Below are 24805 nucleotides of genomic sequence, written 5' to 3'. Positions count from 1 at the left end.
TGTAATCATCGCTGGTATACTGTGATCCTAAATCCGTATGGATAATCAGGTCCCCAGTAATGGTTCGATTTTTAACCGCGCTTTCAAGGGTCTTTAAGCCTAAATCAGTATCCATCTTTTTTGAGAACGAATAGCCGATAATCCGTCGTGGACTGCACCGAAGCTGCAGTGGTTGAAGTTCCAGATTCAATTCATGGTGGATCTTCATAACACCGTATCGCTGCTTAAATTCCGCAAAGATCCGCAGAATCCGTTGTTTCAAGCCCGCATCTTCGGCCCGGCGTTTTGAAGGTTTGTGGGGGATCGATAACGATAATACTGAGCTCTGGAAACACCGAGGATTCGGCACATCTTGGTTACCTGGTGGTGATGGCTTTCTTGGTGAATGTAATCAAAGATATTGGTTACTTCTGCGCAAGGAAGCCCAGGGCTTTTTTTAGGATTTCGTTCTTCTCAGACAGCGAAGCCAGTCGCTTTTCCATCGCTTTGATTTCGTCTGGTGATTTACCGGATTGAGTTTTTGCCTGGCCCTGGATCCACTTATGAACTGTTGAATAGCCAATGCCATATTCTCTGGCCAGTTGGGCAGCTGATTCGCCTTGCTTATATAGGTTGATAATGTTTTGTTTGAATTCTTTGTCGTAACGAGTTGGTATGTAAAAATTCCTTCCTTTTGAGAGATGATTTATTCATTATACCCTCTCTTAAAAGTTGTCTCAGGAATCAGCTTACATCCAGATTGTCGACACCTTTCGAGATAAATACGCCGCGTTCCTAAATGAGCAAAACGCAGACCGCCCCACCAATAAAAAGTGGAGTAGCCTGCGCATTAAAAATGAGACCAGCAGTGCTGTCATCAAATTCATTAGCAGTATCCAAGCCAAATTGAGTTCAGCCATGAAGCCCCGTCAGCGAAAATCTTATGATGGCTGGGTTGATTATATGGAACGCAATGAAACCATTGGTAGCTTGGAAGAATCCCTAATGGATCTGGATTTTGTTTAAATAAATACCACTGACACTCGATAGTAGCGGTATGATTATACTAATCAGGAGGTAATTCTATGAAAATTATTAACGTTGCTTTGCATGTCAAACCCGAAATGACGTCACAGTATGAAGCGTTTGTAAACAAATTGGTTGTCTGCTCTTCAAAAGAAACTGGTAATGAATTCTACGGCCACTTCAAATCATTGATCAATGACAACGATTACGAAATAATCGAACATTGGAAGAATCAAGCAGCAGTCGAATCTCACAACAAAACTCCCCACTTTCAGAATTTCTTAGATCACATTAATGATTATTTGACGTCAGCTCCTGAAATCACGCGAATGGACTATTAATGATCGAAGTCATCTGTTACAGGAGGCGCTCACAATGCTTTTACTACTAACACTCATAGTTATATGGGCAGGATACAAGTTCTTCACACAGTGGATATGGTGGATCAGGTCTCATGCTGCTAATAGACGTATGGAAGATTGTTACGTCATGGCCGGCGTTACTAATAATTGCCGGCACGTGTTTCTACTTGCTATATAAGCGACATAAAGAAAAGATGCCACGTAAAAAGGTTAAATCAACACTTTCTGATCCGGTTAATATGCAGGGAAAACACTTTTAAAAAAGGCACTGCCAATAATTTGGCAGTGCCTTTTAACTCAATCAAATAAATTTATTATTTTGAGTAAATTAAGTTAATGTTTTTTCCGAATGCTACATTTGAAGGTAATACACTAGTATTCAAAGTGTATACGGTGCCATCATCTGCAGTGATAGTATCAAAACCAGCATTCTTCAACGCAGTCTTCAATACTGAAGAATCGATAATCTTACCATCAAGGTCAGTAACTGTTGGGTCCTTAGCAAAAGCAGCTTTTGCATCATTCCATTGGGTGAAAGCCTTGCCAGAGAACACTAATGTCTTAGTTGTACCATCTGAGGCAATTTCCAAAGAATCACTAATTGTTACAGACTTCTTAGCATTTGCAGTTACATAAAATACTAATGTGGAACCTTTGGTAGCGGCTTTGGCATCAGCAACACTACCCCAGGCATTACCGTCAGCTACTGAATAACCAGCAGGCATGTTGTTATGCAATTCATTGTTGGCAGCCTTTTTATCAGTATAAATATCCATTGTAAGCTTAGCTAATGTTGAATCATCAGCTTTAAAAGGAACAACATGCGACGAAACAACCTTACCAGTTGCCTTGTCAGTATAGTTGATAGTTACACCTTCTGAGGCAGGCACATCAGTAGTTGCCTTCAAAGCAGATGCCTTGACCCAGCCAGTCAACTTACCGTTAGTAACATCAGTAACGTATACCCAAGTGTCACCTTCACGGGTAGTAGCAGCCTTGCTTACTTGCAATAAGTTAGTCTTGTAAGCTGAAGCATCCTTCATAGTACGGCCAACCTTGTATTGGCTCCATGCTGGGGCTTTGTAAGTAGTGGTAGTACCGTCATTAACACTGGCGTCGGTCTTAGCCAACGTGTAATAAGGAGCGTTAAGTGTTGATGGAACCTTAGCTTCGGTAGTAGTAGCAAATGAAGCTACACCACCAGCAAACTTATCAGTTGACTTGCCACCGTAAACCCAGCCACGGTATGAACCATCAAAAGTAACAACCTTGTAGTAAACTGAACCACGGTTCGTAGTAGCTACACGGTATGCACGTACATTGTCTTGGCCATTCTTTGAAGCAGCCAAACGCTTAACAGTAGTGGTAGTAGCAACTACCTTAGAACCCTTTACAGTACCTGGCTTTGAATATAAAGCATTAGTACCAGTAAAAGTAACGTTACGAGTTGAACCCGCAGTAGTCAAAGCTGTGTTTGACTTGATCGTAGCTTTAGAAGCAGCATCAGCTGAACTAGTAGCAACGCCGGCAGCAGCAACAAATGAAAGTGCAGCTAAACCGAGATAAAGAGATTTCTTTAAACTTGATTGCATAATATTTCTTCCTCCAAACATAATTGTATGTAATTTACCAAGCACGACTATTATAACCTATCTACATCGATTTGTTAATAAAACAAGTTTATTAACTCAATAAATAGAATCATAATACCCCTAACTCTGTTAGCATTATAACCCGCCTCAAAAATCATCGCAACCACCATACCATTTTGTTTAATAACTGAAACATAAGCACAATGTTTGTAATGACCTCAAACCGATTTATTCCTACCAACTGGTCTTATTCTAACACATTAAAAACTGATTACTAGTTTTTAGCTTATCTTGGAACTAATTACTTGCAGTGTATCTAAACCCGCGTTATAGTTGTGCCAGATTAAGAAAGGGGGTGGTGCTTTTTGAATCAACTATCTAATTCTAAAGCATCAGCTTCTGTGGAGATTATCTCACTCTAGCTAGATGCTCTTGGAAAGGCCGGCGAATGCTTTCGTCGGTTTTTTTGTGCCCTGCATTGTGATTTTGTAAACTTATCGTAATATAACTGGGTAACCCGAGTGACAATGCTATACTTATTTCCATAATATAATGTAAGGAAGTGTCCGTATGCTGCCGTTTGCCTATCAAGTATTCAGCGCCGTTGTGCAAGAAGGCTCGTTTTATAAAGCATCCCTACTATTAAATGTCACCCCTTCCGCCATCAGCCATTCGATTTCGCAATTGGAAAAAGATCTCGGGTTTCCCGTCTTCATCCGTAATCGTGGCGGCGTAGAGCTCACACAGAGTGGCCATCTCGTTTTGCCATTAATTCAAGAAGTTATTAATAGCCAGTCTCGATTGCGCCAGGAAGCAGATCGAATAAACGGACTAAGCGTGGGCTCAGTCCGTTTAGGGGCGTTCTCTTCGACTTGTATTAGTTGGGTACCACCGATTATCCAGTCGTTTCGTGAGGCGTACCCTGACATCAAGGTGTCAGTTTACCAGGACAACGATTTCAACGGTATCGTGCAGGCGGTAAAAGATGGCACGATTGATGTTGGCTTCACTTCCCTACCTGTGAACGAAAATCTTGAAGTAAAACAATTACTGCGTGACGAGATCTACTGCATCGCACCAAAAGGCTTCAAGCCAAAGAATCCGATGGAAGTTACGGCTGATGATATTGCGGACAAGAGTTTTATTTTGCAGCACGGTGATTACGATCGCGATACCAAAGCCGCCTTGGACCACTACAATATCCGCCCCAACTCAATTCAGTTCTCGATTGATGACCAATCTATCTTAGCAATGGTTGAAGCTGGACTAGGATTTGGAATCCTGCCCGAGCTCGCCTTGCAGAAGATTTCCGGTAACGTCGAAGTTTTTCCATTTGATAAACGCTTTTACCGTACTATTTGTATGGTTACAACAAAGGTCGGCGCTAAGACGCCGGCCACGGAGAAGATGATGGGCAAGATTGAGGAGTATGTGAATGGGGAGTATGGGAGCTAGTCACCTTCTTCCAAAAAATCACTAAATATTGAGAAGAAGAAAGTTGTTTAAATCATTAAAAAATTTCCGGAATGGATTAAGAGACATAGTTATATGAATCTTTTTTTAGGTTTTGTGTTAGGCTCTATCGTTCCGACTTATGGATTATTAATAGGAAATGTTATCAATTTGGGGAGCTTGGCTGATTGGATTGGTGCTGTAGCTACTTTTTCTGCTGTATGCGTATCTTTATATTTGGCTAATCGAGGTAAAAAACCAAGAATTACAATTTTGAGATATTATCATGGTGGGATAGAACATATTACCTTTACAAATCTGAGTGAAGTTCCAAGCTACATTATCCCGTCTATTTGGGTAAAACCCACTTTCTTAGATACAGTCGAACAGAAACATCCTGAATTAAGAGAAATCATAAACCACTATAGAAACATCACTTATCCACTTGCCTTTGATCCCATCGCATCTATCGATGAAGTCCAGACAACGACCAAAGATAAGTTCATTAAAGCACCCATTATTTTACGCCGAAATGAGAGCTTTTATGGGAAAACAAATAAAGAATTAATCTTTCAGTTTTTAAATCAGATAGCTTCAAATCTCCATATTAAAGTGACAGAAACAGAGTTAGATACAGGTTATGCTGACATTCACGGTCACAAACACAACAGGTCAACCGGAATATGAGCCGTAGCCTGATTCTTCGATAGACATGTTCAAAAATTTGTTGATACGCCCATAATCACTGATACCAAGTTGACCACACTATTGTAATAACACAAAATTATTAACTACGAAAAAGAGCCAAGTAGCAACAGCTACTTGACTCTTTTTCGATAACCCAAATATTGATACCATCTCATTGAGCGAACGGTCGAACCGTTCTTTCCTTACTCAAAATATTATCAGTTTGATATCTGATAGTCAATTATGTTGTTTAAAGTTGCTTTAAATTGGTTTATAGAAGCCACAGCTTGATAATAATCAGCATGTCTATTCAATCTATTCATGACGCGCTTCCCATGATTGTAAAAATGTTGTCTAGCCACATCACTAGTCAAAATCTTATTTAAATAAAAAAGCGCAACCAAATCATGAATCTTCATATCATGCATAAGTGAGTTATCTATTCCCATTAATTGGGCTTCCGACACAACAGTCTGTGTAGGCCTAGCTATAAATTCTTTTGGCGTAAATAAATTGACTAAAATAGGATTGGAGTGAGCAGCGGCATTTCGAATGTTTTTAGCAAATTTCATGTTGGCAGTGATGGTCCTTAAAGTTTTATTAGGATATTTACTGGCATAAAATTCGATAAATTGTGATAAATCGCCAAAAGGAGCGACTTCCAAGAACACCCAAATAGCCGGCTCATTATGATGCTTTTTGTAAAGATCCTGTGAATATTTATTAGCTTTTAAATACGATAAAACTCGACCATATGATTTAGGATTTTTCTTTCTGAATTCCTGAACTATTGTATAGCCGTCTTCATCATCATTTTTAGTTACTAAATCTAGTATTTTCACTTTAAGCCCATGTTCTACTGCCAGAGTTATATCTGTAAGACATCTTCTTAATGAGGCATCAATAGCAGCCATATCTTGTAGATAGGCAAAATCTAGATTAATATACTGCCCGTCAGTCTGTGGAAAATTTTTTCGATATGATGCAAGTTTAAAATAATAGTTATTTGATTCCATAAATGCCTCAGCTTCCACTTCTGAGGTTGTATTAAAACTAATTCCTCGACCTTTCATACTCGAAATTAATTCCAAATACCTCTGCTTTGGTTTATCCTCCGCTTTGGACACTACATTCGACTCCTTCTCGATTAATATTATAGTCAGTATTTTACAACTGACATTAACAATTTCTATTCCCCATAATCCTCCATCCACTGATACAATATCAGCTCCATTATCGCAATCGTCGAGATCCGTGAGCTGATATCCTGATTGTTAATCTTAACGTCATCAGTGAAGATGTAGAGGTTAATATCACTTAAATTTTGAATCATATTATTGTCCGCTTCCGTCACTGAGACGAGGAGCGGCTTTTTGGGCTGCTCAACAAACTTGTTCATCATGGATAGCAACTCGCCGTCATTACCATCATAAGTCATGATAAAAACCAGACTATTAGCATTCACCTGGGCCATTGCCATTGTCCGGTAATCACTGTCGCGAGGATAATGGACTTTAAAGCCCGCCATCGTGTACAAATAATTAATGTACTCAGCAGCATGCTTACTGATGCCCTTCGTAAAGAAGAAAATATCCGGGTGCTCGCTCATTTTTCGTGTAATGCGGTGTAGTGTCTCGGGGCGAATCACCCGAACCGACTCCTGAATATTTTTAAGATACTCTTCGCGATAATCCTTTTGATTCACCACAAACGGTTTAGGTTCGACATCCTGTTGCTGATCAAGATCAGTGTACTTAATCACGGTGATGAACTCACTATATCCAGAGAAGCCTATTTTTTTGACAAATCGAATAAAGGTCGCCGTTGAAACGAAGGTCTCGGCGGCCACTTCGCGAATGCTCATCCCCTTAATGGCATTCATATGCTTAATCACGAAATCAAACAGCGTCCGCTCATTATCCGTAAGTGATGCTAAATGTGGATTAACGATTTCAAAGAAATTCATGCTAGTGTCCTCCTGGTTGACCAGCCGGTACGCTGGCAGCAACGGTATGCAACCCGCCACCGCCAATCAAAATTTCGTAAACGGGAAAATCGATGATGGTTTTATCCGGATATAAAGCTGTCAGTTGCTCATGCGCCACTTTGTCGGCAACATCATCAAACGTTGGCATCACAATAGCCTCATTTAGCGTCAGGTAGCTAACGTAAGTCGCCGTTAAACGCTGCCCTTCAAATCGGGGCAGCATCCCATTAATCGCGTCCACTTGATTGGCTTCCTCAGCACTCAAAGTCTGGGGTGCCGGCATTTGCAATTTATGAATTTTAAAGGATCGTCCTTTAGCATCCGTCGCTTGGCTAAGAATCTCAAAGGCTTCCTGACTAATTTCGTATTGCGGGTCATCCTGATTCTCAGTCCATGTCAAAACGAGTTCACCTGGTCGGACAAAGTTCACTATATTGTCCACATCCCCATTCGTTTCATCCATGAAGTATCCCTGTTTCAGCCAAATCGTTTTTTGAATGCCAAGATAATCTGCGAATAACTGCTCCATCTTAGCTTTGGTCATATCATTGTTACGCCCTTCAGAAAGGACCACATCCTCGGTAGCAATCAGTGTCCCCTCACCGTCAACCTGAATGGCACAACCCTCCAGCACAGTCTTCACCTTATAATAATCCAGATACTTCAAATTGGCGATTTTAGCCGCAATCTCGTTATCCTTGTCCCAAGGAAAGTATAAGCCATCCAATAGCCCGCCCCAAGCATTGAAATTAAAATCAACACAACGAACCTCTCCCGCATCATTTAGTAAGTAAAATGGACCATAATCGCGCATCCATGCATCATTACTACTCATTTCAATAACTCGAATTTCGTTAGCTAACCGACTTCTGGCGTTATTGAATTGATCTTCATTAACCAGCATCGTAACCGGTTGATAGCGACTAATGATTTCAGCTAACTGGGCAAACGCCTCCTGCGCCTGTTTACCACCATTACGCCAGTTATCTGGACGCTGTGGCCAGATTAAATATGTTTCACCTTGTGGTTCGAATTCAGCTGCCATTTTGAACCCATCAGCTGCCGGTATGGATGTCAATTTCATTTGGACCCCTCCTCGCCTTAGCCCATCTTGGACTGAAGTCTCTTCAATATCTATTGTAAATTAAAAAGCCAGGTAACGACACCTGACTTTCGGTTGAAAACAAAAGTTTTATGGTTCTGGAACTTGTTGCGTAATGCAGTGGATATTACCGCCACCAAGTAACACCTCGCGAGCAGGAACCCCAACAATTTTACGGTCAGGATACAACTCTTGTAGTGTTTGCTTAGCCTTTTCATCACTTGGGTCACCAAACAGCGGGAACACGATGCCACCGTTGGCAGTGTAATAGTTAACGTAGCTGGCCGCTAAACGGTCGCCCTCTTGACGAGGTAAAGTGCCATCTACAGCGTCAACGCCTTCACTCTCTTCTTTGGTGATGGTAATCGGCTTTGGTAAGTATAATTTCACCACTTTAATCTTCCGACCCTTGGCATCTGTCGCATTTTCCAGAATGTCGAGGTTTTCCTTAGAAATCTCATATTGTGGATCATTCTTGTCATCTGTCCAAGCCAATGCCACAACACCAGGTTTAACAAAATTGGCGATGTTGTCTACGTGACCATTAGTTTCATCGAGATAGATACCGTTCTTCAACCAAATAACTTTTTCCAAATTGAGATTTTGTTTCAAAACTTCTTCAATCTGTTCCTTAGAAAGTTGTGGATTCCGGCCATCGGAAAGGAGACATTCCTCAGTGGTGATCAAAGTCCCTTCACCATCTACGTGAATTGAACCACCTTCAAGCACAAAGCCGTCTAAACGATAACGGTCTACTTGTTCCATTTCGGCCATTTTTTGAGCAACACGGTCATCCTTATCCCATGGGAAGTACAAGCCATCAACCAGGCCACCCCATGAATTAAATGTCCAATCCACAGCACGCAAACCGCCTTCATCATTTTTCACGAAGGTTGCACCGCAGTCACGAACCCAAGAATCATCATTCGAAATTTCAACGACTTCAATATTGTCTGGTAACAGGTGACGCGCGTTGGCATACTGATCATCGTTAACGCCGACCGTCACATGTTCAAATTCAGAAATTGCCTTGGCAACTTTTACAAATGTATGTTGAGCGGGCTTACCTCCATCACGCCAGTTATCTGGACGTTGTGGCCACAGAATGTAGACACCTCTGTGTTGTTCAAACTCGCCGGGCATTCTGTAACCGTCTTTTTTAGGTGTACTGTCTAAAGTTTTCATTTTAACTGCCTCCATTAAGAATGATGTTCAACTAAATCAGCTTGAATAGCAACTTTATGCCGATGTTCAGCCACTCGAACCACAATTTCACCAATTGCTAAGGTGATAATGGTCCCAATCAAAATTGGCATCTTGGTCGAGAACTCGGCCTTGCTAGAATCAGTTGGTAAAATCGTCAAGAGAATCGTAATAATTAGGATAACTTCGGGTACCCAGGTCATCAGCTGAATCATGAGCTTACTACCTGGAACCTTGAATGGTCGTTCAGTGTCTGGATCACTAAATCGTAATTTGAGAAATGCCGGGAAGAGCATCGTGTACGAAAGTAATAGTGCCACAACGTTCAGTGAGAAGAAGGCCCAGAAAATATCTTGGTTAGGAATCATGGGTGCGATCACTACTAAAACTGTCGCAACAATTCCGTTTAAGTAGCCAGTTCCAACAGGCATCCCTTTTGCGTCTTCTTTGCCAAAAACGGCTGGCAAGCTGTGATCCTTCGCTGCATAGTCCGCAACATAGTTCACACCTAGTGCCCATGAAACCATTTCAGATGCCAAGATATACAAGAACAGCACCCCGATAACAATAACAAACCAGTTCATGCTACCAATGAGTAAGATGAAACTATCCATCAAACCACTTGATGCGGAAAGATCAGCGGTTGGAATGGCTGTCCCCATAGCAAAGGCAGCTAAAACATAGAAGATTGCAATCAGTAGACCACCATAGATGATAGCTTGTGGGATTTGTTTCTTAGGGTTATCCATGTCTGAAGACATCGTCGCCACAACTTCGAATCCTAAAAAGTTGAAGATGATGACTGAAAGGTTGCTTAATCCGGACAAGTTGAATTTTGGTAGTAGATTTGTCCCAGAAAAATCGTTCGCAATCCCCTTAGTAGCGGCTACATAAATTCCTAATACCACCAACGAGACAATCACAAATATTTTAGAAATAGCCGCAAGATTCAGAATTAGTTTACTTTCTGATACTGGTTTATTACCTAGTATAACGACAACCCAGACAAAGACCAACTGGACAATGATTGAAGTCACTGTATTCAATTTGATTCCGAACACCTGACCCGCAACTTGGGTGAAGAGGACTGCTAAACTGGCCATCCAAATTGGATAGTTAATCCAGTAGCACCAAGCTAATCGGCCACCCCAACGGGATCCGAATGCTTTACGAACCCAATCGTACAGGCCACCATCACCGGCGTAAGTTGTCCCCAGTTCTGATGAAACAAGCCCATACGGAATGAAAAACAAAATTAGTAGAAATGCCCACCAGAAGAATTGTGAGGGTCCGATTGCAGCGGCCGGTGCGGCAGATTCAACCACCATAATGACCACAACGGACATTAAGACGGCATCAAAAAGTCGAAACTTCTTTTTTGGAGCTTCCATGATATTTCTCCTCCTTTAATCCGCAAGCATCGCAGCTTTCGGATCATTCAACGCGTCATTATTCTTCCAGTCTTGAATCCTTGGCGTTTCTCAACATCAATTCAAATTCTGCGTCATACTTGTCAGCAACTGTCTTTGAGGCATACTTCAATTCTGGATTGAGCAAGTAAACGAAGATAGCGCGCATCGCGGTCTTCCGATTTCCAGCTTCCACCCATGCTAATGATGCATCTGAGTCAATCACTTCATCAGTCACTTCTTCGTTACGGCTAGCTGGTAAACAGTGCATGAACTTAACATGATCAGAAGCTTTTGCCATCAATTCTGCGTTAACTTGGTACTTAGGATAGAATTCCTTCATATAAACTTCTTTAGGCGTTTCCTTGTCGTACAAGCCATACCAAACATCGGTATAGACGAAGTCGGCATCTTTCAATGCAGCATCTGTATCCTCAGTAATCGTGACACTCCCACCATATTTCTTTGCCGTTGCTTCACCAATCTTACGTTCAGCATCAGGGATTTGGTGATCTTTAGGGCCAAATTGTACGAAGTCCATGCCCATCTTAGTTGTGATGAACATCAATGAGACACACACTTGAGTTGCGTCACCGACGAAAACCACCTTGCAATCATTTAACTTTTTGCCAGCTGGCAAGTTTTCGTACATTGTGATGATGTCTCCTAATTCTTGAGTTGGGTGGTTGTAATCACTCATGAAGTTCACAACTGGAACCTTGGCGTATTTGGCCAAATCGTCAACTGATTTGTGACGATCAACCCGAGCTCCAATGATGTCCAAAATATTTCCTAAGACATGCGCAGTGTCATCGATTGTTTCGTGACCACCCAGTTGAATTTGACCTGGTGCCAGATATTGAGCGTGACCGCCAAGTTCAGTCATCGCTGCTTCGGCTGAGGTACGAGTTCGGGTTGATGTTTGTTGGAAAATCATGCCAAGCGTCTTATTTTTTAACAATGGTGGATAATAGCCATCTTTGATAGATTGTTTAATCTTAATACCTAAATCGATCATGAATTGAATTTCTTCCTGTGTATATGTGTTGGTATCGATGTAATCACGTTTTGTCATTTTTACTACCCCTTTTTCAATTAGTCTGTTTCTTGTTTACGAGTTCATCATAACTGGAGAAAAGCACCAATGAAAGCGTTTCCCAAGTTGTTGCTATAGGGTTTGTAGTGATGTTTTTTGTTTCATTTGGTGAAACATGTTTCATCGATTTAACCACTTGTTAAATTAGGGTTCTATTTGTTACAAATTGCACATATTAAAATTTGATTAACCCTCTCTCTGAAATAGAATACACAAAAAAAACGCGTCCACCATTTCTGGTGAACGCGTCTTGTTCGTACATCATAAGCTAAGAGCAGCAGTTAGGGGTTTATGCTGTAGAATGCGTAGGAATGGAACGTGGTTTCTCTTAGCTAATTCCTGTTTGGGAGTCATTCGACCCCCTCGCACGGAATCATAGCATACCCTAATCATTTTCTCATGCTTAACGACTCAATTATCTAATCTTATTTAGAATCCCGGTACTATCGTCATACCAAGTGCCATCATCGCTGAAACGATAATGCAGATGCTTGACGAAGTAGAAACCGAGCCATAGCAGATTGCTGATTACCAGCAGACCAACTAAGAAGATGACATCGCCCAAAATTGGGCCGCCAATCGATATCGTGTTTCGTAATGCATCAATCGAGTACGTCATTGGCAACCACGGATGGATGGCCTCGAAGAACCCGTTTGACAGTTGAATTGGGTACGTACCGGCCGAACCCGAAAGCTGAAGCACCATGAAAACTAACATGATGAACGAGCCGACTTTCCCCAACGCGACCGCGAATAGCGAAATTAAACTCAAGAAGGCGAATGCCGTTAACATCGTCACGCCCAGCGTTGCCCATGGATGGATTGGATTCAAGCCGTCCACTGCCATCAGCAAGCCGATAATGGCGATTGACTGTAGAACTGCCATAACCGCAACCACTGATGCCTTACTGAACCACCAGCGACGTCCCTTATCTGGGTAACGACGTGGTGAGTATAGGTCGTACATAATGGTAAACGTCAAACCACCAACAAACAGGCCGACGGAAATCATGTATGGTGCCATCCCGGTTCCGTTATTATCAACTTTAGCGGTTTCCTTGTGCTTCAAGTCTACTGGTGCCGACATCATTTTGTAAGTCTTTGGTGTAGCCTTGAGTTTTTGAACCTTCTTGGCACCCTTGTCCAATTGATCGTGCAACGCTGTTGTCCCTTCACCCAAGGTGTCTAAACCATTTCCAAGCGTTTGACCACCATCGTAAAGCTTGTCAGCCCCGGAAGATAACTGTCCGGCTGCTGAGCCGAGTTGGTTGGCCCCACTTTGAAGTGCGCCACCCTTAGAAGCAAGTTTAGCTGTTCCGGCAGCTAACGTTGATGCTCCGGATGTGAGCTGTCCGCTGCTAGCGTTCAACTGACCGGTTCCAGATGCTAATTGACTTGCACCGCTGTTCAATGCGCTTGAAGACTTGTTTAACGTGCCAATTCCAGTAACCAACTTACCAAGGTTTTGGCTATTGGTTGCCGTAATCAAACCGTTATTCAGTGTGTGCGAAGCCGTCGTCAATTGTGCAACGCCCGCTTGCAGTTGCTTGAATTGCGTTAAACTGCTTTGACCTTCATTCAATGCGGTCGTCAAATTATCCAGTTTCGTTTGAATAGTTGTTCGAGCAGCATTCACATAACCCGCAACGCTAGTGCCACTACCACCAGTTAAGCCATCAACAGTTGTCCGAATTGTGTCTAAGTCATTGGTGATTTGATTAATCGTTTTTTGGCGATTCTCCATATTCTTAATGACGCCATCAATCTTATTTCGTTGCATAGGCGTTAAGTTGTCTCCTAGTGTTACTTTCAACGAATTAATATCTTCATCTTCTGATAATGAATGAACTAACGTTTGAAGTTGCTCAGTAGCAGTCAAAAGTTGATTTAGCTCACCATTCTTATCGGTCTTATTTAATAGGTCAGACATACTTGCATCAATTTTATTAAACGCTGTTTGTGCTTGTTTCAATTCTGTTTGTCCCTGCGTCAATTCACCACTCAAGGCATCAATCTTAGCCGCAGAAGCATTCAGTTGCGCGTTCAATAGATCCATTCCACCGGCTAATTGGGTCGAGCCGTCACGTAACTTGATTAACCCGTCGCTCAGACTGCTTGCGCCGTTGTAGACTTGTTTAACGCCATTTGTGTACTTGGTAACCCCAGTATTTAGTGTTTGAGCGCCAGTATTGAGCTTACCAACACCTGCTGCGTACTTATCCAAACCAGTACTCAACGTCTGGGCACCCGTGTCCACTTGGTCCACACCCTGAATATATTGATTTAAACCAGTCTGCAACGTCTTGGCGCCGTTTTTAAACGTTAGCGTACTGGTCGAAAGGGTCTTCAGTCCGTCAGTCAACGTCTTATCGCCGTCAATTAACTTTGTTGTTCCCTTATCCAACTTACCGGCGCCATCACTGGCTTTCTTCATCCCAGCGCCCGCAGACTTAATCGCATCAAACATCGTTTTGGCGTAGGTTTCGGTGACCTCGTTTGCCACCTTGTCCTGTAACTTGGTTACCGCACTGGTTGTCATTTTCTCACCAATGTAACTGTGACCGGCCGCCGTCTTATACTTCAAATTCATGTGCTTAGGATTATCATTCAAAACCGTTCCTGAATTTTTCGAGAAGTTCTTCGGAATCGTCAGGACCATGTAGTACTTACCATCCTTCAATCCCTTATCAGCTTCAGCCTCAGTATCCAAGAATTTCCATTTAAGGCCATGATTCTTGTGTAAGTTTTTAACGAGTCGATCGCCCACGTTTGTTTTAGTTCCATTTAATGTTGCCGTTTTATCCTGGTTAACAACCGCTACCGGTAAGTCCGATAGTCGGCCGTAAGAATCCCATAAGGACGCCAGAAAAATTACCGCGTATAGTGAAGGAATGAAAATCAGCGCAAACATCACGATTCGCATCCAACGTTGTGATATTAGGTGTTTCCATTCTTCTTTAACCATTTGCATGTTCGCTCTTCCTCCCATTCATCATTATTGTTTCCCAGTCTACCTGACGATCAATCATTAGTAATTGATGTAGGTTAAATTGCTGTAATTGTGCACGATAGGCTGATTCAGCCACGTTGAAAGCATCCACGATGTTAGCCTGTCGCGGAATTCCCCGATCAGGGTCCGTAAAAATTCGTGCGGGTAACCGGGTGACATTCGCAAAATGCTCATCCGTTTCGATGCCCTCAACCACATCGAGCAACGTTATTTGTGAAAGAGGTTTGGCAAGCCGAAAGCCGCCTTCACGCCCAGAATCAGAACTAACCAGCCCGTGAACCACGAGCTGACGCATAATTTTCTTTAGATAGGAGTCTGAAACGCCCAACCGCTCGCTGATAAGTGAACTGCGAAGTGGTTTTTCATTGGCTTGAAGTGCGAGCATTGCTAGAATGCAGATGGCTTGCTCGACACCAGATTTAAATCGCATGCGTGAATCCCCCTTTTCACAAACTTTTACATTCGTGGATAAATTTTATCCACTTTGAAAATAATTACAAGGCTTAGCAGGCTGTCAATTGTTGGAAATCCGTCCAATAAAGTTGAAAAATAGCTGATAATACGCAAAATAAAAAAATTATGATTTTCCCTCTGCATTAAGACTTCTTTAACAATTTATGAAAACACCTTTCATATAGCAAAAATACTGAAAACGGTTTTTATATGTATTTACGGCAGCAATCTCTAAAATTAATGCGCTACCGTTACCACCAACCCTGAGGGCATTCGCCATCAGGGGTGAAATTGTGGTTAGCGATTTATCGCTTACCACAAGGGCGGGTCTGGAGACCGCTCTTCGGCTCCAGGGAGCCCCACCACGGACCATGGCGAAAATAATCCGAAGGGTTGGTGTCGAACCTAAGGTTTTGAACTCGAAATTTTAAACTTTCTTTTCCAAACTAAAAAGAGATTGTGCCAAAAGTAAATTTTGGTACAACCTCTTTCCATTTAAACGAACTATTTAGTTTAATCGTGCTCCAGAAGTCACTAGTTTCACGTCGTTATCGATGGGACTACCGCGCAGTTCGCGAGTCCCAGTCGCAGGTGCCTCCGTCTAACTACGATCAACGAACAATTCCAGAACCGAATTATTCGCCAATCTAGGTTAGTACTCAGCAACTGCCCGACTTCTGTCACAACTTCCTCAAATTAACTATCTTTTATTATTCGTGTGACAATGCTTCAATTGGGTCTAGTTTTGCGGCCCGTCTTGATGGTGCCAACGCAGCAAGCAAACTAATCACAACAGAAATCACAATTCCGAATGTGACGTACCCACCAGTAATCGCTACTAAGCTATAACTGATTGCATTCGTCGAAATCGAATTGATTCCCCATTGAACCAGGTAACCGAAGATAACGGCAAGCAAGCTTCCGAATAAACCAAGGAAGAAGGCTTCAGAGATAAACAAGCTTCGAATATCGCCCTTGCGGACACCAAGTGCTCGTAAGATACCGATTTCCTTCGTCCGTTCCGTAACACTGATGTACAGCACCACAATAATCATGATGGCTGAAACTAACAGTGAAATGCCGGCAATTCCGGCTAAGACGTAAACAGCAAGGTTGATGTAAGTGTTCAGCTCATCAATGATTGAACCCACACCCGTAATCATGTATTGTTGCTTCTCTTTGTTCTTAACGGTAATCTTGTAATCCTTAATCTTGTTTTGAACAGCCTTAACATTCGATACCTCATTAATTTTAACGGTAACGAAGTTAGGGTAGAACTTCACGTTGTTTTCCTTATATAAGGTCTTCATCGTGTTGAACGTAACCGTAGGACCCATGTTGTCGGAAACAATTCCGGAAACTTTTAACTCCTTCTTCATGGTCTTTGGCTGACCATTAGCAGTCATCCCCGGCACGTACAACGTAATCGTCTTACCAATCATCTGGTTAGGATGTTGTTTATTGAACTTCTTGGCAGTTGACTTCGTAATGGCAATCTCGCCTTGCTTAGGTTGTTCGCCCTTCTTCAACAAGTTTGACCGCATGGTACTGTTCTTCGTTTGCATCATGGGTTGCGTCGCGTTGGTCTTGTTGTAATGAATCGAAGTGCCTTGAGCAAAGTAGCCAAGCTTCGAGTGATCAACGTCTGCAAGCTTGCCAAATCGGTCTGCATCGGACTGCTTCATTTCCGAGTCGGCTGGCTTTTGACTATTCGTATTCTTAGCAACCATGATTGAGGTTGGGTTTACCTGCGAATAAATTTCGTGGTTGATGTAACCCTTCACCCCGTTACCTAGACCAAGCATCAGCAATACGGAGAAGATTCCGATTGATGCCCCGAAAATAATCAAGATGTTTCGACCCAAGTTATAGCGCATGTGTTGCAATGCCATCTTCACGGTCGCCGTAAAGCCTAACCGCTTCGTTGGTAATGCGGTTGGGTTATCAGTAACCGGGAAGGTTTCTTTGATGCGTTCATCACGATCAATTTGGCCGTTTTCCATGTGCACGATCCGAGTTCCATGATCGGCCACTTCTTGGGAGTGGGTCACGGTAATCACAAGTTTGTCATCCTTCGCAATTTCATCCAACAAAGCTAAAATTTCTTGGGTGTTTTGAGCATCCAAGGCACCGGTTGGTTCATCGGCAATAATGATTTGAGGATCAGAAGCCAGAGCCCGCGCAATGGCAACCCGTTGCTTTTGCCCACCGGAAATTTGGTTAGGGTACTTGTGCATGTGCTCCTTCAATCCAACTTTTTCCAGCAATGATTCTGCTCGCGCAATTTGATCCTTACGCGACATCTTGGTCATTTCCAAGGACACCATCACGTTGTCCAAAATGCTCAAGTGACTAATAAGGTGGAAGTTTTGGAAGATGAACCCAATCGTGTCACGACGGTAGGCATCCCATTGCTTTTCATTATTATCATGAAGTGACTTACCATTTAAGGAAACTTCACCTGTGTAACGGGCGTCCAGACCACCGATGATGTTCATCAGCGTGGTTTTACCACCACCAGATTCACCCAAGATTGAGACGAACTCGCCCCGCTCAAAGGACAAATTAATTCCCTTTAAGACTTTAAATTCTTCTTTATTAACGTAATATGATTTATGAATATCCTTTAATTCTAGAAAACTCATTTTCGACCTCCCCGATTACTGATTTAAAACAGTGCAGCTAGGGTTAAAGTTAAAGCAAATTGATACATAAGCCAAGGAAGTTGACTTAGACTTAAATGATTCCTAATGATTCCTAATGATTCTTCTTGACTCTGACGTTACGTCAACCCTTATTCTCTATTTATGGAGGGATTCAAAATGGCATACCAAACCGAAGCATTTGCAAAACTCACCGGCGTTTCAGCTCGCACACTGCGTTACTATCACGAACGTGGTTTGCTGGTGCCCCAACTCGCCAAAAATGGTTATCGTGAATATACCAGCGCTGAAGCAGATAGACTGCAGCTAATTCTGCTTTATCGCTCACTCGAATTCACGTTGACCGAAATCGAAAAGTTGCTGACGCTCCCACACGAGCAACTACTGAAGACGCTTGAGCACCAACGGGTTGTTTTACAACAACGCCAGGCTGAATTAGCAACTAATTTGGCTAAACTGGACGCCACCCTCGCTAATCAGAAAGGGGAACTAATCATGACCGATCAAGCAAAATTCGAACAATTCAAACAGGACGCAATTAAAGAAAACGACCGTCAATACGGCGCAGAGGTAATCGATAACTATTGTTTACTACTACACCGAAAAGTAATTATTCCGGCTCTAACAGCGTTATAATGAAGGTAACTAATACCGAAAGTGAGGCTGTTATCATGCGGAAAATTGGACTCATTGGAATGGGAAACGTCGGCGCAACAATCGCCTACACCCTCGTTACTAAGGGAATTACCGATGAACTCGTTTTAATCGATAAAAATGAAAAGAAGGTCGTCGCTGACAAACTGGATTTACAGGATGCCATGGGACGCTTGAATTCCAATACGGTCATCAAAATCCAGGACTACGCTGAACTTAAGGATGCTGATATTCTCATCATTACTGCGGGTAAGTCGTCTGCCGTTGATGGCTCCGCCAATGGTCGCATGGGTGAGCTTGGTTTCAATAAGGAAGTTATTAAAGACATGGCACCCCAAATCAAGGCGTCAGGTTTCGATGGCATCATCATTGGGATTATGAATCCCAATGACTGCATGACCCAATACCTCCAAGAACAACTCGACTACCCACGTCACAAAATTTTCGGAACTGGGACCTTTCTGGACACCGCTCGGATGCAAAAAGTGGTCGGCGAATCCTTTGGCGTAAACGCTAAAAACGTTTCCGGTGTTGCGATGGGCGAACACGGTGCCAGCCAATTTGTGGCTTGGTCAACGGTGCAAGTTAATGGTGTCCCACTTCGAACCCTCGAACGCTCCCATAGCATTGACCTCGCTAAGTTAGAAGAAGCAACCATGCTCGGTGGCATAATGGTTCTCCAAGGCAAGGGTTACACTAACTTTGCCATCGCCACCTGTGCGGTTCGTTTAGCAACCGCGGTGTTTGCGGATGAAAAGCTAGCCTGTCCAGTTTCCGCCTACAGTGATGATTTGCAAGTGTACATTGGTCAACCCGCTATCATTGGTAAAAACGGCGTTGAGGCGCTGACCCAAATTGCTTTAACCGCCGAAGAGGAACAAAAACTGACCAATTCTGCCAAAGTTATTTTGGAAAAAGTGAACCAGCTACGCGCCTAATCAAAGGCGTCTGGCGTGACTATCCTCGATTTTCAGGATAAAATTTAAGATATCAACTAACTTTTGGGAGGGTTGGCTATGGCGACATTTCAGCTACTGACGGATTCAGCAGTGGATTTACCCTTTAGCGTTCTGCGTGAGCATAACGTTGATTTTGTTTCGATGCATATCCACGTAAATGGTCAAGACATTCCGGACGATTTGGGTGAACAATTTGATTTAGATGACTTCTATCAGACGCTTAAAAATGGCACCATGCCATCCACAGCCCAGGTCAATATTGGCCAATTCGTGGCGTTCTTTGAACCGTACGTTAAGCGTAACATTCCAATTCTTTACGTTGGCTTTTCGTCTGGCCTCAGCGGGACGTTTAACAATGCCCGCCTTGCTCGTAACCTGTTGCGTAAGGAATATCCCAAAGCCAAGATTTACCTTGTGGACACCTTGGCTGCCAGTGGTGGCGAGGGGCTAATCCTCCTGGATGCCATCGACAAACGGGACAACGGCATGGGTTGTGCCGAATTAACCGACTGGTTGGTCACGCACCGATTGCGTTATCGGCAATGGTTCACGGTCAATGACCTCAACTTCTTGTACCACGGTGGACGCGTTTCTCGCTCATCCGCTACAATTGGCTCATTGCTTCAGATCAAACCAATTATGGATGTCGACCAGCATGGTAACCTGCGTGTTATCAGCAAGGCCAGGTCACGACGGCGCTCCTTGATTGAACTAGCCAATCACACAGTCAAAACACTGGCTAACCCAGACAATCCTCGCATCTTAATTACAGCTAGCCAGGCAGAAAAGGCTGCCAATGAAGTTGCTGATCACATTCGACGCCAGGTGCCAAATGCCAATATCCTTATCGAAAAGTTGGGCCCCACCATCGCTAGCCATACTGGGCTAGGTTGTGTCGCCGTCTTCTCGATGGGAAAAGAAAATCGCCAATGAAATAAAAGAGCCTCGATTGACCAATATCGGTCAACCGGGGCTTTTAAAATAATCCTGCATCGATATGTAAGTAATAAAATACCCTTCAGCCGTCTTCCCGCTGAGGGGCGCTTCAGTTCATTTTATTAAAATGCGGCTTTATCAGGATCCGTTGCTAAACCAGCAACACCATGATGAGCATCAATCTGCTTCATATCAGCTTCATCAATTTCGAAATCAAAAATTTCGGTATTTGCCTTAATATAAGCGGCGTGCACAGATTTAGGCAGTGGCAAGAAGCCGTGCTGCAACTGCCAGCGTAATACTAACTGTGCGACGGATTTATTATACTTCGCCACAATCGTTTGCAGATCAAGAATACCAAAAATTTTACCCGTACCTAGTGGGCTATATGCTTCACTTAAAATATCATGCGCTTTGTTGTACGCAGTCAGGCCCTCCTGTAAATCAGAAGGGTTCAAGAAAATTTGATTAACCATTGGATTAACATTTGCTGTCTGAAGCAAAGCATCTAAATGATGTTCGCGAAAATTGGAGACCCCGATTGCCCGAAGTTTACCAGCTTCATATGCTTCCTCCATGGCCTTCCAACTACCCGCATTGGCTTCTTGCCAATTATCGCGAAATGCTAGCGGATTTGGCCAGTGAATCAAGAATAAATCTAAGTAACCTAACCCCAGACGATTCAGTGAATCTTTAATCGCCTGTTTTGTCTTTTCATATCCATGATTAACGTTCCATAGTTTTGTCGTAACAAATATATCCGATCTATCGATTCCAGAGTCCTTAATTGCTCGGCCAACACTTTCTTCGTTACCGTAAGCATCTGCGGTATCAATATGCCGATATCCCGCCGCCAATGCTTCAGACACCGCTTCATAAGCAATGTCTCCGGATGGTGTTTGCCATGTTCCGAACCCAATAACGGGAATCTTGACGCCGTTATTGAGCGTATACGTATCCGTTAAACTCATACATTCCCCTCCTTAAAACTAAATTTCTCCTCATGATGCATTCTACTAGCCTTCCTTTCCTTATGAAACTATTATGACTCGCAATTTTGGAATATTTTTTTATTTAATTTCGTTATGCTAGTGTCCATCCTGTTTGACGGTCATCAATGGCTTCGATATCGGTCGGCTGTCCTTCATCATCGGCAATCCAGTCTGTATCGATTAAATAGTGACCCGCTTTAGTAATTGGGATCCAGATTTTATTTCGTGCAATGTCCTGCAATGACTCCCAGAACGTTTTATCACACGCTTTGTTTGCAACATTGACTTCAATCATTTGGTTCGTTTCAGTCACAGCCATCAAGCGCTGTGGGGTTACCATAATTAGTTGGACCGGAATGATGGTTGAATTCTGATTAAATGCGCCTTCGATTAACATATGCAATCACTCCTTCATTTGAATATCTTTATGATAGCGAAGAAGTTTGGTCATTTTTTGACGAAACGATTAAGAAAACAATAACCCTAGTAAAGAAACGGTAATGACACATTTCCTTCAAACTTTTGCGTTCTCTGTTATAATCTATCAAGTAACAAACGCAGATTGTAGAACGAATACACATTAAGGAGATCCAATGGCTTATACAAATACAAACAACAAACGGCGCCCTTCTCGTGATCGGCGTCCACACGTCGAAGTAGAGGTTGAAGAGGGCCAACGATTCCCACTGACCATCAAACGGTTGGGAATCAATGGCGAGGGAATTGGCTACTACAAGCACAAGACGGTTTTCGTCCCTGGTGCCCTTCCTGATGAAGTGGTCGTGGCTGAAGTTACCAAGATTCATCCCCGCTACCTAGAAGCCCAAGTTCATAAGATCAGAACTAAGAGCCCTCACCGCGTTGAACCCCGTGATTCTTACGCCGGCAATGTGGGGGGCTTCGAATTAGAGCACCTCGACTATCCTTCCCAATTGCAATTCAAACGCGACGTGGTCGTGCAATCACTCGAAAAATACCAACCACGTGGCTATCTGGACTACGAACTTCGCCCAACGATTGGCATGGAGGATCCATACGCTTATCGTAACAAGGCGGCCTTCCAGATTCGTAAGGTCGACGGCATCGTTAGAGCTGGCCTCTATAAAGAAGGCACTCATGACGTCGTTGATTTAGAAACTTGTTCCGTTCAGTATCCAATGACGATGACCGTTATGCGGGCAGTCGTAAAAATGCTTCAGGACCTGGATATTCCGATTTACGATGAGGAAGCTGGTTCCGGCATCATCAAGACAGTGGTCGTTCGTGCGGCTATCGCCACCCAACAAGCACAAATCACTTTCGTTACTAACTCACAAAAATTACCTAAGAAACGGGAACTCATCGAACGCATTCAAGCCGAATTGCCAGATGTCGTTTCCATTATGCAAAACGTGAACCCTGGCAAGACCTCACTTATTTGGGGTGATGACACCAAACTGTTAGCAGGTTCCCCTTACATTGAGGAATATCTCAACAAGCTGAAGTTCAACTTGTCCGCCCGGGCCTTTCTACAATTGAATCCGTTCCAAACGGAAACGTTGTACGATGAAGCCTTGAAGGGACTCAATTTGACGACTGATGACAATGTCATTGATGCCTATTCAGGTGTCGGAACGATTGGTTTGTCGATTGCGCGTTCTGCTAAAGAAGTCCGCGGTATGGATACCATTGCCGAAGCCGTTGATGATGCAAACGAAAATGCCAAGCAAAACGGCGTTCAAAACGCTCATTACGTCGCTGGTAAGGCCGAAGAAGTGATTCCACAATGGATTACTTCCGGCTGGCATCCCGATGCTTTGATTGTCGATCCACCACGTACCGGACTGGATGACGAGTTAATCGAAACCATTTTACAAACGAAACCCGAAAAGTTCGTTTACATTTCATGTAACCCGTCCACTATGGCGCAAGACCTAGTGAAGTTAACCGAGGCTTACGCAGTCGACTATATTCAATCTGTCGACATGATGCCTCAAACGGCAAGATGTGAAGCAGTTGTTCGTTTGCATCGCCGCTAAACCTTAACCTTATTTCTAGAAAGCTGGCTAACAATTGCAAAATCCATTTCGAAATAATAACGACAACAATGATGACGATAACAACGGCATGGGCCCCGGTGGCCTCCCGATTCCGCCAAACTACGCGACCATGGTTCATCCCGAATCAGGTGACATGCGAATCGCCAAGGTTGGCTTTTCGTACACCGCGTTGATTTTTGGCTGGTGGGTGCCGGTGTTCCGGTCCGACTGGTATAACTTATTGTGTATGCTGGGCTTAAGCGTCGGTATCTCGATGGGAATCGCCTCGTTCTACCACATCGACATTGCTCAAACGTTTGAATTTACCAATACGATTATGTGCGTTGTGTGGGGCTTCCTTTACAACTTGATGTACTTCCGCCATTTGGCTAACCGCGGTTTCAAGCCGGCGGACGCTCATTCAAAGGATATCTTGAGTCGAAGTCGTTATCTGAAATAATATCAAAGTGCTATGACACAATGTGTCGTAGTGCTTTTTTTCTGCCGATAAATCTGGCTATCCCCTTCCGATTAATGAGAGACTTCTCACCAACCGGCATACACTATTTGTATATCACTAGGCAATAAGCTAGCTTTTTCCCACCGAATGTCCTATAATAATGGCTATTGAAATTTTTGAACAAAGTTTTGTTTAATATTAAAAAATGATGAGTGTCTCGCTAACACATCATCAGAAAGAGGTTGATGGGATGCATAAACTCTCTACCATTTTGCACTTCCTAATCGGAATTTGTGCAACGGTGAGTGGCATCAGCCTAATGATCGATTCAAGCGGTAGTATTGTAGGACCATCGACGACTGATCTCGTCAACGGTCCCTTCACCAGTTTTTTGGTGCCAGGGCTCCTATTAATCGTTATTTTAGGCCTAGGGAACTTTTTAGGATGGTGGGCTGGACATCGTAACCACGTCTACACGCCATCTATGAGTCTTCTCCTGGGATTACTATTACTTATTGCTACCCTTTTCAAAAGTTGGGTTGTTGCCGACTTTGTACCATCCGTTCAAATCTTCGGCGTTATTGGATTGATCCAATTTTGCTGGGGTTGGGTACTTCGTCGCGATTATGGCGCGAGAACGAACTGCCGGAACTGGTATGGTAAGCGCACCAGTTAATAAAAATAAGAGGCTGTGCCAAAAGTAAATTTTGGTACAGCCTCTTTGCTATTTAACCAAACTATTTATTTTAATCGTGCTCCAGAAGT

The 24805-nt window shown here is 43.1% G+C and carries 24 protein-coding genes and 1 pseudogene; 11 read left to right on the top strand and 14 right to left on the bottom strand.

The genetic code is table 11. The features are described from left to right. Positions 1 to 262: pseudogene (locus LOSG293_RS10100) on the bottom strand (hypothetical protein); the annotation flags it as partial. A gap of 142 nt (positions 263 to 404) precedes the next feature. Then, positions 405 to 656, bottom strand: coding sequence for an IS3 family transposase (locus LOSG293_RS10310; protein WP_060463358.1), 252 nt, complete (start codon positions 654 to 656; stop codon positions 405 to 407). 55 nt (positions 657 to 711) lie between these two features. On the opposite strand from LOSG293_RS10310, the gene LOSG293_RS02155 reads away from it, so the two are divergent. Continuing rightward, complete coding sequence (locus tag LOSG293_RS02155) at positions 712 to 1005, top strand: hypothetical protein (RefSeq protein ID WP_034526452.1); 294 nt, start codon at positions 712 to 714, stop codon at positions 1003 to 1005. Between the two features lie 59 nt (positions 1006 to 1064). Further along, positions 1065 to 1346 (top strand): putative quinol monooxygenase, encoded by a 282-nt coding sequence (locus LOSG293_RS02150; RefSeq protein ID WP_034526450.1) that lies wholly within the window; start codon positions 1065 to 1067, stop codon positions 1344 to 1346. 335 nt (positions 1347 to 1681) lie between these two features. On the opposite strand, the gene LOSG293_RS02145 is transcribed toward LOSG293_RS02150, so the two are convergent. Continuing rightward, positions 1682 to 2959 carry a GW dipeptide domain-containing protein gene (locus LOSG293_RS02145; protein WP_051907170.1) on the bottom strand — a complete coding sequence of 426 codons (1278 nt, stop codon included), beginning with the start codon at positions 2957 to 2959 and terminating at the stop codon, positions 1682 to 1684. 570 nt (positions 2960 to 3529) lie between these two features. On the opposite strand from LOSG293_RS02145, the gene LOSG293_RS02140 reads away from it, so the two are divergent. Together LOSG293_RS02140 and LOSG293_RS02135 are read left to right on the top strand one after the other, a co-directional pair. After that, entirely contained in the window at positions 3530 to 4414 is an 885-nt protein-coding gene (locus LOSG293_RS02140) for a LysR family transcriptional regulator (protein WP_034526448.1), read from the top strand. Positions 4415 to 4507: 93 nt separating this feature from the next. Then, entirely contained in the window at positions 4508 to 5098 is a 591-nt protein-coding gene (locus tag LOSG293_RS02135; RefSeq protein WP_034526446.1) for a hypothetical protein, read from the top strand. A gap of 218 nt (positions 5099 to 5316) precedes the next feature. Here LOSG293_RS02135 and LOSG293_RS02130 read toward each other — a convergent pair whose 3' ends face one another. From LOSG293_RS02130 to LOSG293_RS02095, 8 genes are all read right to left on the bottom strand, one after another. Then, entirely contained in the window at positions 5317 to 6225 is a 909-nt protein-coding gene (locus tag LOSG293_RS02130; protein ID WP_152551072.1) for an Abi family protein, read from the bottom strand. A gap of 62 nt (positions 6226 to 6287) precedes the next feature. After that, a complete protein-coding gene (locus LOSG293_RS02125; RefSeq protein WP_034526444.1) occupies positions 6288 to 7064 on the bottom strand; it encodes a MurR/RpiR family transcriptional regulator in 777 nt (258 codons plus the stop codon). A gap of 1 nt (position 7065) precedes the next feature. After that, positions 7066 to 8169 (bottom strand): agmatine deiminase, encoded by a 1104-nt coding sequence (gene aguA, locus LOSG293_RS02120; protein ID WP_034526442.1) that lies wholly within the window; start codon positions 8167 to 8169, stop codon positions 7066 to 7068. A 108-nt stretch (positions 8170 to 8277) separates the two neighbouring features. Next, on the bottom strand, positions 8278 to 9372 hold the full coding sequence (gene aguA / locus LOSG293_RS02115; protein ID WP_034526439.1) for an agmatine deiminase: 1095 nt from the start codon (positions 9370 to 9372) through the stop codon (positions 8278 to 8280). A gap of 14 nt (positions 9373 to 9386) precedes the next feature. After that, the gene (locus tag LOSG293_RS02110; protein WP_034526436.1) at positions 9387 to 10781 is read right to left on the bottom strand and encodes an APC family permease; all 1395 of its coding nucleotides are present in this window, start codon (positions 10779 to 10781) and stop codon (positions 9387 to 9389) included. A gap of 58 nt (positions 10782 to 10839) precedes the next feature. Continuing rightward, positions 10840 to 11874, bottom strand: a complete 1035-nt coding sequence (gene ptcA, locus LOSG293_RS02105) for a putrescine carbamoyltransferase (protein ID WP_034526433.1) — start codon at positions 11872 to 11874, stop codon at positions 10840 to 10842. Between the two features lie 436 nt (positions 11875 to 12310). After that, a complete protein-coding gene (locus LOSG293_RS02100) occupies positions 12311 to 14866 on the bottom strand; it encodes a YhgE/Pip domain-containing protein (RefSeq protein WP_034526430.1) in 2556 nt (851 codons plus the stop codon). Then, positions 14853 to 15335, bottom strand: coding sequence for an RrF2 family transcriptional regulator (locus LOSG293_RS02095; RefSeq protein ID WP_034526428.1), 483 nt, complete (start codon positions 15333 to 15335; stop codon positions 14853 to 14855). Before LOSG293_RS02095 ends, LOSG293_RS02100 begins: the two co-directional genes overlap by 14 nt. Before the next feature lie 482 nt (positions 15336 to 15817). Here LOSG293_RS02095 and LOSG293_RS02090 point away from each other — a divergent pair, with 482 nt between their 5' ends. Continuing rightward, the gene (locus LOSG293_RS02090) at positions 15818 to 16009 is read left to right on the top strand and encodes a hypothetical protein (RefSeq protein WP_152551071.1); all 192 of its coding nucleotides are present in this window, start codon (positions 15818 to 15820) and stop codon (positions 16007 to 16009) included. A 59-nt stretch (positions 16010 to 16068) separates the two neighbouring features. On the opposite strand, the gene LOSG293_RS02085 is transcribed toward LOSG293_RS02090, so the two are convergent. Then, positions 16069 to 18003 (bottom strand): ABC transporter ATP-binding protein/permease, encoded by a 1935-nt coding sequence (locus LOSG293_RS02085; protein ID WP_034526425.1) that lies wholly within the window; start codon positions 18001 to 18003, stop codon positions 16069 to 16071. Between the two features lie 177 nt (positions 18004 to 18180). Here LOSG293_RS02085 and LOSG293_RS02080 point away from each other — a divergent pair, with 177 nt between their 5' ends. From LOSG293_RS02080 to LOSG293_RS02070, 3 genes are all read left to right on the top strand, one after another. After that, on the top strand, positions 18181 to 18657 hold the full coding sequence (locus LOSG293_RS02080) for a MerR family transcriptional regulator (RefSeq protein ID WP_051907169.1): 477 nt from the start codon (positions 18181 to 18183) through the stop codon (positions 18655 to 18657). A gap of 35 nt (positions 18658 to 18692) precedes the next feature. Beyond that, a complete protein-coding gene (locus tag LOSG293_RS02075) occupies positions 18693 to 19613 on the top strand; it encodes an L-lactate dehydrogenase (protein WP_034526472.1) in 921 nt (306 codons plus the stop codon). Positions 19614 to 19691: 78 nt separating this feature from the next. Then, positions 19692 to 20567: a DegV family protein gene (locus LOSG293_RS02070; protein WP_034526423.1), complete on the top strand. Its 876-nt coding sequence runs from the start codon at positions 19692 to 19694 to the stop codon at positions 20565 to 20567. Positions 20568 to 20692: 125 nt separating this feature from the next. Here LOSG293_RS02070 and LOSG293_RS02065 read toward each other — a convergent pair whose 3' ends face one another. Together LOSG293_RS02065 and LOSG293_RS02060 are read right to left on the bottom strand one after the other, a co-directional pair. Further along, complete coding sequence (locus LOSG293_RS02065) at positions 20693 to 21541, bottom strand: aldo/keto reductase (RefSeq protein WP_034526420.1); 849 nt, start codon at positions 21539 to 21541, stop codon at positions 20693 to 20695. A 112-nt stretch (positions 21542 to 21653) separates the two neighbouring features. Next, entirely contained in the window at positions 21654 to 21959 is a 306-nt protein-coding gene (locus LOSG293_RS02060) for a hypothetical protein (RefSeq protein WP_051907168.1), read from the bottom strand. Positions 21960 to 22155: 196 nt separating this feature from the next. Here LOSG293_RS02060 and rlmD point away from each other — a divergent pair, with 196 nt between their 5' ends. From rlmD to LOSG293_RS02045, 3 genes are all read left to right on the top strand, one after another. After that, complete coding sequence (rlmD, locus tag LOSG293_RS02055; RefSeq protein WP_034526418.1) at positions 22156 to 23580, top strand: 23S rRNA (uracil(1939)-C(5))-methyltransferase RlmD; 1425 nt, start codon at positions 22156 to 22158, stop codon at positions 23578 to 23580. Between the two features lie 34 nt (positions 23581 to 23614). Beyond that, positions 23615 to 24040 carry a hypothetical protein gene (locus LOSG293_RS02050; protein WP_034526416.1) on the top strand — a complete coding sequence of 142 codons (426 nt, stop codon included), beginning with the start codon at positions 23615 to 23617 and terminating at the stop codon, positions 24038 to 24040. A 250-nt stretch (positions 24041 to 24290) separates the two neighbouring features. Beyond that, entirely contained in the window at positions 24291 to 24716 is a 426-nt protein-coding gene (locus LOSG293_RS02045) for a hypothetical protein (RefSeq protein ID WP_051907167.1), read from the top strand. The last annotated feature ends 89 nt before the right edge of the window (positions 24717 to 24805 follow it).

The organism is Secundilactobacillus oryzae JCM 18671, from assembly GCF_000740055.1.
Taxonomy (GTDB): Bacteria; Bacillota; Bacilli; order Lactobacillales; family Lactobacillaceae; genus Secundilactobacillus; species Secundilactobacillus oryzae.
The sequence above is the reverse complement of the archived record's forward strand: the minus strand, read 5'-3'. Positions and strand labels throughout refer to the sequence as shown.